Origin of the sequence: Nocardiopsis mwathae (genome assembly GCF_014201195.1) — a bacterium.
GTDB classification, from domain to species: Bacteria; Actinomycetota; Actinomycetes; order Streptosporangiales; family Streptosporangiaceae; genus Nocardiopsis_C; species Nocardiopsis_C mwathae.
Window position 1 is genome coordinate 5,203,052 of the sequence record NZ_JACHDS010000001.1, and the last position, 12,597, is coordinate 5,215,648.

The following is a 12,597-nucleotide window of genomic DNA, read 5'->3' on the forward strand; positions in this document are numbered from 1 at the left end:
CGACGCAGCATGCAGCATTCAGCCGGGGCACCGTCCCCGCACCCCCGTATCCTGCTCCTGTCGACATCCGACACCGACCTGCTCAGCGCCCGCGCGGCCGGCGGCCCGGTGTCCTACCGCTTCGCCAACCCGAGCCGGCTCGACCTCGGCGACCTGCCCGGCCTCCTCGACGGTGTCGACCTGGTCGTCGTGCGCCTCCTCGGCGGCATCCGCGCGTGGCAGGACGGACTCGACCTGCTGCTGGCCGACGGCCGCCCGATCGTCGTCCTCACCGGTGAACAGGCCCCCGACGCCCAGCTGATGGCCACTTCCACGGTCGCCGTGGGCATCGCCGCCGAGGCCCACGCCTACCTCGCGCACGGCGGCCCCGCCAACCTGGAGCAGCTCGCCCGCTTCCTCTCCGACACGGTCCTGCTCACCGGCCACGGGTTCGAGGCGCCGACGCCCGCCCCCACCTGGGGGCCGCTGGAGCGCTCCGCGCGGGAGGGCGCCGACGGCCCCACCATCGCCGTCGTCTACTACCGGGCCCACCACATGAGCGGCAACACCGCCTTCGTCGACGCCCTGTGCCAGGCCATCGAGGACGCGGGCGGGCGGCCGCTCCCGCTGTACGTCGCCTCCCTGCGCGCACCCGAACCCGAGCTGGTCGCCACGCTGCGCGACGCCGACGCCATCGTGACCACCGTCCTGGCCGCGGGCGGCACCCGGCCCGCCGAGGCGTCGGCCGGCGGCGACGACGAGTCCTGGGACGCCGGTGCCCTGGCCGCGCTGGACGTGCCGATCCTCCAGGCCCTGTGCCTGACCGGATCGCGGGCGGACTGGGCGGAGAACGACGAGGGCGTCTCGCCGCTGGACGCCGCCAGCCAGATCGCCGTCCCCGAGTTCGACGGGCGGCTGATCACCGTTCCGTTCTCCTTCAAGGAGTTCGACGCCGACGGCCTGCCCGCCTACGTCACCGACCCGGAGCGCACGGCCCGGGTGGCCGAGACCGCGGTGCGCCACGCGCGCCTGCGCCACGTCCCGGCCGCGGAGAAGCGCGTGGCCCTGGTGCTGTCCGCCTACCCGACCAAGCACTCCCGGATCGGCAACGCGGTCGGCCTCGACACCCCGGCCAGCGCCGTGGCCCTCCTGCGCCGGCTGCGGGACGAGGGCTACGACTTCGGCGACGCGGACGTTCCGGGCCTGGCCTCCGGCGACGGCGACGAGCTGATCCGCGCGCTGATCGAGGCGGGCGGCCACGACCGGGAGTGGCTCACCGACGAGCAGTTGGCCCGCAACCCGGTCCGCATCCCGGCGGCGGACTACCGGCGCTGGTACGCCACGCTCCCAGAGGAACTGCGCACCTCAGTGGAGGAGCACTGGGGCCCGCCCCCCGGCGAGATGTTCGTCGACCGCAGCCGCGACCCGGAGGGCGACATCGTCCTGGCGGCACTGCGCCACGGGAACCTGCTGATCCTCATCCAGCCGCCGCGCGGCTTCGGTGAGAACCCGATCGCCATCTACCACGACCCCGACCTGCCGCCCTCGCACCACTACCTGGCCGCCTACCGGTGGATCGCCGCCTCCCGCGCCGACGGCGGCTTCGGCGCCGACGCCATGATCCACCTCGGCAAGCACGGCAATCTGGAGTGGCTGCCGGGCAAGAACGCCGGCCTGTCCGCGGCATGCGGCCCCGACGCCGCCCTCGGCGGCGTTCCGCTGATCTACCCCTTCCTGGTCAACGACCCGGGCGAGGGAACCCAGGCCAAGCGCCGCGTCCACGCCACACTCGTCGACCACCTGGTGCCGCCGATGGCCCGCGCCGACTCCTACGGCGACATCGCGCGCCTGGAGCAGCTACTCGACGAGTACGCGCAGATCTCCACCATGGACCCGGCGAAGCTCCCGGCGATCCGCGCCCAGATCTGGACCCTCATCCAGGCCGCCAGGCTCGACCACGACCTGGGGCTGGAGGACCGCCCGGACGACGACGGGTTCGACGACTTCCTCCTGCACGTCGACGGCTGGCTGTGCGAGGTGAAGGACGCCCAGATCCGCGACGGACTGCACGTCCTCGGCGCCCCGCCGGCGGGGGAGAACCGGGTCGACCTGGTCCTCGCGATCCTCCGGGCCCGCCAGATCTGGGGCGGCACCACGGCCCTGCCCGGCCTTCGCGAAGCCCTCGGTCTCGACGAGTCGGCGGCGACCCGGACCGCGGCCGACCGGGCGGAGGAGACGGCCCGCTCCCTGGTGCAGGCGATGGAGGACGCGGACTGGGACCCGGGGGCCGTGCCTAGGGAGCACGGCGAACAGGTCGCCGCGGTGCTGGAGTTCGCCGCCCGCGAGGTGGTGCCGCGCCTGTCCGCGACCACCGCCGAGATCGACCACGCCGTCCACGCCCTGAACGGCGGCTTCGTCCCGGCGGGGCCGTCCGGCTCCCCGCTCCGCGGCCTGGTCAACGTCCTGCCGACCGGCCGCAACTTCTACTCCGTCGACCCCAAGGCCGTCCCGTCCCGCCTGGCCTGGGAGACGGGCCAGGCCCTGGCCGACTCGCTGCTGGAGCGCTACCGTGCCGACAACGGGGACTGGCCGACCTCGGTCGGACTCTCCCTCTGGGGCACCAGCGCGATGCGCACGGCAGGCGACGACATCGCCGAGGCGCTCGCGCTGCTGGGGATCCGCCCGGTCTGGGACGACGCCTCGCGCCGCGTCACCGGCCTGGAACCCGTCCCGGCCGAGGAACTGGGCCGCCCCCGCATCGACGTCACCCTGCGCATCTCCGGCTTCTTCCGCGACGCGTTCCCGCACACGATCGGCCTGCTGGACGACGCGGTGCGCATGGCGGCGTCCCTGGACGAACCCGCCGAGGCCAACCACGTGCGCGCGCACGTCCGCGCCGACCTGGCCGAGCACGGCGACGAGCGCCGCGCCACCACCCGCATCTTCGGTTCCCGGCCCGGCACCTACGGCGCGGGCCTGCTCCAGCTCATCGACTCCCGCGACTGGCGCACCGACGCCGACCTCGCCGAGGTCTACACGGTCTGGGGCGGCTACGCCTACGGCCGGGAACTCGACGGCCGCCCGGCCCGGGAGGAGATGGAGACGGCGTACCGGCGCATCGCGGTCGCGGCGAAGAACACCGACACCCGCGAGCACGACATCGCCGACTCCGACGATTACTTCCAGTACCACGGCGGCATGGTCGCCACGGTCCGCGCGCTGCGGGGAACCGCCCCCGAGGCCTACATCGGCGACTCCACTCGCCCGGAGACGGTCCGCACCCGCACCCTGGTGGAGGAGACCTCCCGGGTGTTCCGCGCCCGCGTGGTCAACCCCAAGTGGATCGAGGCGATGCGCCGCCACGGCTACAAGGGGGCCTTCGAACTCGCCGCGACGGTGGACTACCTGTTCGGCTACGACGCCACGACGGGCGTCGTGGCGGACTGGATGTACGACAAGCTCACCGAGACCTACGTGCTGGACCCGGCCAACCGCGAGTTCCTGCAGGAGGCCAACCCCTGGGCCCTGCACGGCATCGCCGAGCGGCTGCTGGAGGCGGAGTCGCGCGGCATGTGGGCGAAGCCGGACCCGCAGGTGCTGGACGCCCTGCGGGAGGTCTACCTGGCGACCGAGGGAGACCTCGAAGGGGACGAATGAGCAGGCCCCCCGGCATGCACGCGTCCGCGTGCATGCCGGGGGGCCTCCTGCTACTTGCTACTACTTGAGTAGGAGCCAGGGCATCCGTGCCCGCTCCGCGAAACGACGAAGGCCCGAACCACGCACCTGGTCCGGGCCCTCGTTCTGCCTACTAGAGGCTGGCGGAGGATACGAGATTCGAACTCGTGAGGGGTTGCCCCCAACACGCTTTCCAAGCGTGCGCCCTAGGCCTCTAGGCGAATCCTCCGCAGACCACTCTACAGGGGGATCGGAGGTGCTTCGAACGCTTTCGGGGTGGTCCGGGTGTGTGGCGGGCGGGGATCCCGGGGAGTGGCGGGCTGTCGGCGACGGGGGTACGCAGGGGTCCGCCGTGTCCTATAGACTTTCGGGCAGACCCCTCGTGCGGCGTCATCTTATGAACCTCCCCAGGGCCGGAAGGCAGCAAGGATAAGTAAGCTCTGGCGGGTGCGCGGGGGGTCCTTTTCTTTCCCCGGACCGGGGTTTCCCGCCTCCCCTCTTTCCCGTGTGCCCTCCCCGCTTTCCGCCGGATCCGGCGCGGGGTGTCACGGTGACACGGTTCAATGGGGGCGTGGACGTGCGGAGGGAGAAGTGAACGCGCCGTGAGCATCGCGCTGTATCGCAAGTACCGGCCGGCGACGTTCGGCGAGGTGCGCGGGCAGGAGCACGTCACCGAGCCGCTGCGCCAGGCGCTGCGCAACGGGCGGATCAACCACGCCTACCTGTTCAGCGGGCCGCGCGGGTGCGGAAAGACGTCCAGCGCCCGTATCCTCGCCCGCTCGCTCAACTGTGCGCAGGGCCCCACCCCCGACCCGTGCGGGGAGTGCGATTCCTGTGTGGCGCTGGCCCCCGACGGCGGCGGCAGTATCGACGTCATCGAAATCGACGCCGCCTCCCACGGCGGTGTGGACGACGCACGTGAACTGCGAGAACGCGCGTTCTTCGCGCCGGTGAGCTCGCGGTACAAGGTCTACATCATCGACGAGGCGCACATGGTGACCCGCGAGGGTTTCAACGCGCTGCTCAAGCTCGTCGAGGAACCGCCGCCGCACCTGAAGTTCGTGTTCGCGACCACCGAGCCCGACAAGGTCATCGGCACCATCCGGTCGCGCACCCACCACTACCCCTTCCGCCTCATCCCGCCGAGTACGCTGCGCGAGCTCATGGAGGAGGTCCTCAGCGAGGAGGGCGTCGCCTTCGACCCCGCCGCGCTGCCGCTGGTGGTGCGCGCGGGCGCGGGCTCGGCGCGCGACTCGCTGTCCATCCTCGACCAGCTCCTCGCCGGGTCCGACGCGAGCGGCATCACCCGCGACGGCGCCGTCGCGCTCCTCGGCTACACCGACTCCTCCCTGCTCTCCGAGATGGTCGACGCGCTGGGCGCCCGCGACGGCGCGGCCGTGTTCGGCCTGATCGACCGGGTGATGGAAGGCGGCCACGACCCCCGGCGGTTCACCGCCGACCTGCTGGAGCGCGCCCGCGACCTGGTCGTGCTCGCGGCCGTGCCCGACGCGCTGGACAAGGGCCTGATCAACGTCTCGCCCGACGCCGTCGACCGGATGCGCGAGCAGGCGCAGCGCCTCGGCGCGGCCGAGCTCACCCGCGCCGCCGAGATCCTCAACCAGGGGCTGACCGAGATGCGCGGCGCCACCTCGCCGCGCCTGCTGCTGGAGCTGCTGTGCGCCCGGGTGCTGCTTCCCGCAGCCGACGCGAGCGGCGACGGCGGCGCGCTGCTGGCCCGCCTGGACCAGCTGGAGCGCCGGGTGGCGTCGGGCGCGGTGGCGCCCGCGGGCTCCGCGCCCCCGGTCGGACCGCCGCCCGCGGCGCCCCCGGCCGCACCGCCGTCTGCTCCGGCGCCGACGCCGTCTGCTCCGGCGCCGTCCGCGCCCCCGCCGCCCGAGCCCGAGGCGGCGCCCGAGCGCCCGGTGGCTCCGGCGGCCGACGACTGGCCCGACACGCCTCCCGCGCCCCCGGCGGCCTCCGCCCCGGCGCCGCCTCCGGCACCCGCTCCGGCCGCCCGTCCCGCGGCGGGCGGGGCGCTCGACCTGGGGACGCTCCAGGCGTCCTGGGGCCGGATCCTGGAGACGGTCAAGGGCATGCGCCGCTTCACCTGGATGGTGCTCAGCGGCAGCGATGTCCGCCCGGCCGCCGTCGAGGGCAACGTGGTGCAGCTCGCCTTCGCCCGGCCCAACGACGCCAAGGGGTTCTCCAACAGCGGCAGCGACCAGGTGGTCGCCGGGGCCATCGGGCAGATCCTCGGCGTGGAGGTGCGGGTCTCGGCGGTCGCCGGGACGGGTGCGCCGCCCGCGCCGCAGCGCCCGGCGGCCCCCGCTTCGGCCCCGCCCCCCTCCCCGGCCCCCGGTACGGAACCGTCCGGCTGGGACGCCCCCGCTGCGGCCCCGCCGCAGAGCACGCACCAGCAGGACTCGCGGCCGCAGAGCCCGCAGCAGCCGGGTCCCGCCGCGCCCGAGGAGCCGCGGCAGCAGCGCCCTCCCGCGGGCGCGGGCGGTGCGCGGGGTCCCATCACCGACCTGCCGGAGCCGCCACCGGACCCCTATGAGAACGCCGCCGCGGCTCCGCCGCCGGAGCGGGGGCCCGAGCCCGACCCGTCCGAACCGCCGCACGACCCGGCCGCCGATGAGGCGCCGCGGCCGTCCGGCTTCGCGCTGATCGAGAAGGAGCTCGGCGGCAAGGTCATCGACGAGATCGACCACACCGCCCGGTGACCCGCCCGCGGCCACCGCCCGGAGGGTGTGTGGCCGGGGTGGCCGGGGGTCCGCTGAGCGGCCTTGCCCGCACTCGCGCGCGGGGTGTCCTGTGGTGAAAAGCAGCAGCGACGGTGGGAGCGGGGCGAGCGCCCCTGCCACCTCACGGTCGGCGGCCGCGCCGAGCCGATCGGCACCCCTGTCGGCGTTGATCTCGGAGATATTGGGGTGATACTCGCCGGTATCACCCCAATATCTCCGAGATCAACGCCGACAGGGGCGGAAAGCGCGTTCCGGAGGTTTTTCGGGTCTGGTGGGCGGTTGCGGGTGCAGGGGGCGGCGGCTTCGGTCCGGCCGGAAGCCAGAATTTCCGCTTCGCGTGAAGCACATTCCGCGATTCGAGATACATGTGCCTCGCTGTGCTCGCGTCGCCAATGATCATGGGCTGGCATCCGATGGTGTCCGTTGCGCCCGATTAAATCCCACTGTCATTCGCGGGAACAGGATAAATCGGGCGCCAGACGGATGGGGGTCGTCCGCCATCGCCGCTCCGACATGTCCGGAACCTGACCGCCCTTGGAAGGCACTTCCAGCCCCGACCCGGCCGCCGACCGTGAGGTGGCAGGGGCGCCCACCCCGCTCCCGCCGTCGCTGCTGCTTTTCACCACAGGGCACCCCGCGCGCGATTGCGGGCAAGGCCGCTCAGCGGACCCCCGGCCACCCCGGCCACACACTCACCTGCAGGGAAAATGTGTCCCTGGCTGCCCACCCGCTGTCGCTGCTGCTTTTCACCACAGGGCACCCCGCGCGCGATTGCGGGCAAGGCCGCTCAGCGGACCCCCGGCCACCCCGGCCACACACTCACCTGCAGGGAAAATGTGTCCCTGGCTGCCCACCCGCTGTCGCTGCTGCTTTTCACCACAGGGCACCCCGCGCGCGATTGCGGGCAAGGCCGCTCAGCGGACCCCCGGCCACCCCGGCCACACACTCACCTGCAGGGAAAATGTGTCCCTGGCTGCCCACCCGCTGTCGCTGCTGCTTTTCACCACAGGGCACCCCGCGCGCGATTGCGGGCAAGGCCGCTCAGCGGACCCCCGACCACCCCAGCCACCCCGGCCACCCCGGCCACCCCGACCACTCACCGGTTCGGCTGGGCGAAGTCCCAGCCCGGTCCGTTCGGGGTGTCCAGCCACACGCGGTGCCGGTCGTCGGGCGCCACGGTGAGCCCGAACCGGTCCTGGTCCGGTGAGCCGAGCGCGTTCCACTCGGCCGTCGCGCTCTCGACCTCGTCCCACAGCGAGCGGGGTCCCCCCTGTTCGACGGTCCATACGCTGCCGTACGGGTACACCCGCGCCCACGACGGCCCGTCGGTGGCCGACAGCCACAGCCCCATCCCCGTGCCCATCCTCCGCAGCCCCATCCGCCACCGCGGCACCATGAAGGTGATCGGGAAGGCGGTCGCGAACTCGGTGAGCGGCGTGATGGGGTCGACGTCGACCAGCCGCGTCTCGTCCGGCTCGGCGCCGATGTCGTGCGAGGGCGCGTCGGGGGAGCGCTGCCCGCGCAGCAGCATGAATCCCAATCCGCCGCGGAACCGGCCCGCCGCCGACCCGTCCGCGGCGACGGTGAGCGGGGCGAGCACACCCGCGCCCTCCATGGCCGTCCACGGCGTGACGACGATCCCGCCCACCCGCGTCTGCTCGATCCAGGCCCGCGGGACCCGGGTCACGCTGCAGGTGGCGATCGTCCGGTCGTAGGGGGCGCCCGGCGGGTACCCGGTTTCGCCGTCGCGCAGGTGCACGGTGGGCGAACGCCCCGAGGCCGCCAGCGCGGACCGCGCCCCCGCCAGCACCTCGGCGTCGACCTCCAGCGTGGTCACGTTCGCGTCGCCGAGCCGGGCGGCGAGCAGTGCCGCGTTCCATCCGGTGCCCGTGCCGATCTCCAGGACGCGCTGCCCGTCGCGCAGGTCGGCGGCTTCCAGCATGCGCGCCACGATCGTCGGGGCGGAGCTGGAGGAGGTGGGCCGACCGCGCGGGCGGGCCGGGTCGCCGTCGTCGACCTGCGTGATGATCGCGTCGTCGGCGTAGACGGCCGCGAGCCAGGCATCCGGGCTTGTGCGGCGGTCGAGCACGGTGCCGTGCACGGTGAGCGCCCCGGCCTCGGGGATGAACAGGTGGCGCGGAGTCGCCCGGAAGGCGGCGATGAGCCGGTCGTCGACCAGTTCACCGGACCGGACGAGCGTGTCGATCAGCGCGGCGTGGCGCTGGTCGGCGGTGATCATCTGAGTGTGCTTCCGATTCTCGTGCCGATGGGGCGGGGAGCGCGGTGCCACCGGTCACGGTCTTCCCCGGCCACGCGCGATCGAACCGCGACCGCCGCCGGTGGCGGCACGACGGGTCCGGTCGGCGGTCACCCGGCCAGGTCGAACACCCCCACCGCGTCGTAGGCGTGCCATGACCCGGTGTGCTTGGTGATGTCGATGGCGTTGTCCCCAGCGGCGAAGTACTCGGCCGGAAGCCGCAGCTCGACGAAGGACGGGCGCAGCGCCGTGCCGGGCACGGTGGCGTCGCCCTCCAGCGACCCGCGGGTGGCCCCGCCCTCGAAGTACACCTCCGTGGCGGTCCGCCCGTTGACCGCGATCGCCGCCGTCCCGGCCAGGGTGGCGTGCGTGTCGATCAGCCAGACCACGAAGCCGGGGTCGGTGGTGGGCCGCGCCGCCAGGTCGAACCGGAGCCGGAAGGTGTGCGCCCGGTTCCCGGCCCACCGGTCGCGCGGCCCCGGGTGCAGGTAGCACCAGTCGGCGGCCGGGTCGCTCTCCCCGTAGCGGAAATCCACACCCTGTGGAAAAGTCGCCAGGTAGTTCTGCTGCCCGCGGTCGGGGGCCAGCGCCAGCTCCAGGCTCTTGGAATCGAACTCCCCGACCTGGGCGTACGGGCGGCCGCGGACGGTCATCGACTCCGCCGACACCCCGCGCACCGGCCGCGAGGGGCGGCTGCGCCGGCCCGCCGCGTCGACCGTGACGATCCGGTAGTGGCGCGTCTCCGCCTGCGGCCCGAGGGTGTCGTGGGTGAACCTCCCGTAGACCGTCTTGCCGATGATCGTCTCCGGGGTGATCTCGACGTCGTGGTCCTCGGCGGCGTGGATCGCGAAGTGGTCGACCAGCGGCTCCCAGCCGGGCAGCCGCCAGGTCAGGTCGATCGCGCCCACGCGCCCCTGGGCGGCGATACGGGTGACGGGCATGGGGGGTCTGCTCACGGGCGTCCTCCGCCGATCGGGTTCAGGCCGGGGCGGCCCTCCTCGGTGACGAACCGGGCCACGGTGCTCACCGTCCCGGAGTCGTCGGCCTGGATCCGGTCGATCACCTTGAAGTCGGAGGTGACCGCGTCGGGCGTCATGTGCAGCTGTACGTAACCGCGCCGCCCGTTGTACATCTTGACGTGCTCGTTGCCCAGCCAGATCGGCGCGAAGCGGTCGCGGTCGGCGCCGTCGCCGTCGGAGGCCACCGACGTGGTGACCAGCTCGGTGCCGATGGTGGCGGAGTCCGGGTCGGCGAAGTCGGCCTTGAGCTCGATGGCGGCGTGCCGGTGGATGTCGCCGGTGAGCACGAGCGGGTTGGCGACCTCGTGCTCGGTCAGTACGTCGAACAGCCGGTCGCGGTTGGCGGTGAAACCGTCCCACTGGTCCATGCTGTAGGCGGTGCCCGGTCCGGTGTCGCGGTCGATGAGGGCCATCACCACCTGCTGGACCAGCACGTTCCAGGTGGTGTCGCTGTTGCGCAGCCCGTCGTAGAGCCACTTCTCCTGCGGTCGGCCGAGGATGCTGCGCGCCGGGTCGGTGTGGCCGCCCCCGGGCACGCCGCCGTCGGCGGGGACGTCGTCGCGGTACTGGCGGGTGTCGAGCACGCTGAACTCGGCGAGCCGCCCGTAGCGCAACCTCCGGTACAGGTGCATGTCGGGCCCCTTGGGCAGGGACGCCGCGCCCAGCGGCTGGTTCTCGTACCAGGCGCGGTAGGCCACGGCGCGGCGCCGCAGGAAGTCCTCCGGGGCGACCCCGTACCGGGAGTGCTCGCCGGCGTAGTCGTTCTCCACCTCGTGGTCGTCGGCGGTCACCGCCCACGGCGCGGCGGCGTGCGCGGCCTGCAGGTGGGGGTCGGACTTGGTGAGGGAGTAGCGCAGCCGGTACTGCTCCAGGGTGAGGACGGCGGCGGCGTGCGCCGCACTCAGGGGCGGGGCGCCCTGTCGCCACAGGTTGGCCGGGGTGATCGCGTACTCGTAGATGTAGTCGCCGAGGAACATCATCAGGTCGAGGTCCTGGGCGGCGATGTCCCGGTAGGCGGTGTAGTGCCCGTGGTACCAGGCCTGGCAGGAGGTCATGGCCAGGTTGAGCGCGGAGACGCGGGCGCCGGGCGCGGGCGCGGTCTTGGTGCGGCCGACCGGGCCGATCTCGCCGCCGGCGCGGAACCGGTAGAAGTACACGCGCCCGGGCTCCAGCCCCCGCACCTCGGGGTGGACGGAGTGCGCGAGGTCGGGGGTGGCGACGGCGGTGCCGCGCCGGACGACGTCGCGGAACCGGTCATCGGTGGCGACCTCGTACTCGACGGGCAGGTCCCGGGCGGGCATGCCGCCGCGGCCGTCGTCGGCGAGGGGGTCGGGGGCGAGGCGGGTCCACAGGACCACGCCGTCGGGGGTGGGGTCGCCCGACGCGACACCCAGGGTGAAGGGGTAGTCGGGCAGGGGCCGGGCGACGGGTGCGGCGTGCCCCGCGACGCCGGTCCCGAGGACGAACGCGGCGGTGCCGATGCCGGTGAATGCGAGGAAGCTGCGCCGGTCGGGGGTGGGGAGGCGATGGGGTCGGGCCATGCGGACCTTGCGGACCTTGCGGACCATGTGTCGAATCCGTCCACTCGAACGGTCAGTGCTCATCGATCCTCAGCGGCGCGCCTTGACTCCATATAGATACCAGGTGATGACCGAGTGGCATCGCGGCCAATGGGGTTCTGCGTTCGGTGGTGGGCCGCACCGACCGTCTCCACCTGCATTTACGCCGAGGCCCGGCCCCGCGCGGGCGTGCGGTGGGGCCGGACCGGTCGGGCGTGTCCCCTATCCGGCGACCGCCTTCCGAGGGGCGGCCGGGTAGTCGACGTAGCCCCGCGGCCCCGACGTGTAGTGGAAGTTCTTCTCCCGGATCGGGGCCCACGGCACACCGTCGGCGATACGCGCGGGAAGGTCGGGGTTGGAGATGAACGGGCGCCCGAACGAGACCAGGTCGGCGCGGTCCTCCCGGATCAGCCGCTCCGCCGACTCCCGCGTGGTCTCCTCGTGCTCGCCGGTGTTGCCGATGAGCGTCCCACTCCACCGCGGCCGCAGGTCGTCCAGGGCGGGGTAGCCGGGGTCGTCGGTGACGTGCAGGTAGGCCAGGCCCAGCGGGTCGACGGCGGCGAGCAGGGCGCGGTACACGGGGGCGGGGTCGGCCTCGACGAGCTCGTTCTCCGGGTTGCCCGGCGCGACGCGCAGTCCCACCCGGTCCGCGCCGACGGCGTCGGCGACGGCCTCGGTGAGCTCGATGGCGAAGCGGGCGCGGTCGGCCGGGCCGCCCCCGTAGGCGTCGGTGCGGACGTTGGTGTTGTCGGCGAGGAACTGGTGCGCAAGGTAGCCGTTGGCGCTGTGGATCTCCACGCCGTCGAACCCGGCGCGCAGCGCGGCGCGGGCCGCGTCGGCGTGGTCGTCGATCGTCGTGCGGATGTCGGCGGTGGTCATCGCGCGCGGTGTGACCGGGTCGACCTTGCCGCCGAGGGTGTGCAGCGGCCGGGTGGTCGCGACCGCCGACGGCGCCTCGGGGGTGCCGCCGTCGAGCCGGTTGGCCGGGTGTCCGTTGCGTCCGGCGTGCATGATCTGCGCGAAGATGCGGCCGTCGGCCGCGTGCACGGCGTCGGTCACCCGCCTCCAGCCCGCGATCTGCTCCTCGGTGAACAGTCCGGGTTCGTTGAGGAAGAGCTGGCCGCGCACGCTCGGCGCGATGCCCTCGGAGACGATCAGGCCGGCGCCGGCGCGCTGCGCGTAGTAGTCGGCCATGACCGGCTGTGGAACACCGCGGGTGTCGGCGCGGAGCCGCGTCATGGGCGCCATGACGATGCGGTTGGGCAGTTCGGTCCCGGCGATGGCGGCGGGGGTCAGCAGGGGGCTGCGGGTGCCGGTGGCGGCGGTGTCGATGTCCATGCGGCAGAGCGTAGAATCTGACACTC

6 protein-coding genes, 1 tRNA gene and 1 other RNA gene are annotated in these 12,597 nt (G+C 73.4%); 3 read left to right on the forward strand and 5 right to left on the reverse strand.

What is annotated here, in order from left to right; genetic code table 11:
• Positions 1-9: 9 nt before the first annotated feature.
• A complete protein-coding gene (gene cobN, locus HNR23_RS22815) occupies positions 10-3,636 on the forward strand; it encodes a cobaltochelatase subunit CobN (RefSeq protein ID WP_184078578.1) in 3,627 nt (1,208 codons plus the stop codon).
• 159 nt (positions 3,637-3,795) lie between these two features.
• Here cobN and HNR23_RS22820 read toward each other — a convergent pair.
• Positions 3,796-3,883, reverse strand: a tRNA-Ser gene (locus HNR23_RS22820).
• Between the two features lie 142 nt (positions 3,884-4,025).
• On the opposite strand from HNR23_RS22820, the gene ffs reads away from it, so the two are divergent.
• Positions 4,026-4,121: signal recognition particle sRNA small type (gene ffs / locus HNR23_RS22825), an RNA gene on the forward strand.
• A 135-nt stretch (positions 4,122-4,256) separates the two neighbouring features.
• Positions 4,257-6,377, forward strand: coding sequence for a DNA polymerase III subunit gamma and tau (locus HNR23_RS22830; protein ID WP_184078580.1), 2,121 nt, complete (start codon positions 4,257-4,259; stop codon positions 6,375-6,377).
• 1,117 nt (positions 6,378-7,494) lie between these two features.
• Here HNR23_RS22830 and HNR23_RS22835 read toward each other — a convergent pair.
• The 4 genes from HNR23_RS22835 to HNR23_RS22850 all read right to left on the reverse strand — a co-directional run bounded on the left by HNR23_RS22835 (position 7,495) and on the right by HNR23_RS22850 (position 12,571).
• Positions 7,495-8,637 carry a methyltransferase domain-containing protein gene (locus HNR23_RS22835; protein ID WP_184078582.1) on the reverse strand — a complete coding sequence of 381 codons (1,143 nt, stop codon included), beginning with the start codon at positions 8,635-8,637 and terminating at the stop codon, positions 7,495-7,497.
• A gap of 128 nt (positions 8,638-8,765) precedes the next feature.
• A complete protein-coding gene (locus HNR23_RS22840) occupies positions 8,766-9,611 on the reverse strand; it encodes a polysaccharide lyase family protein (RefSeq protein ID WP_343070675.1) in 846 nt (281 codons plus the stop codon).
• A complete protein-coding gene (locus tag HNR23_RS22845) occupies positions 9,608-11,242 on the reverse strand; it encodes an alkaline phosphatase D family protein (RefSeq protein ID WP_221308223.1) in 1,635 nt (544 codons plus the stop codon). Before HNR23_RS22845 ends, HNR23_RS22840 begins: the two co-directional genes overlap by 4 nt.
• A 213-nt stretch (positions 11,243-11,455) precedes the next feature.
• Positions 11,456-12,571 carry an alkene reductase gene (locus HNR23_RS22850; protein ID WP_184078584.1) on the reverse strand — a complete coding sequence of 372 codons (1,116 nt, stop codon included), beginning with the start codon at positions 12,569-12,571 and terminating at the stop codon, positions 11,456-11,458.
• Between the last annotated feature and the right edge of the window lie 26 nt (positions 12,572-12,597).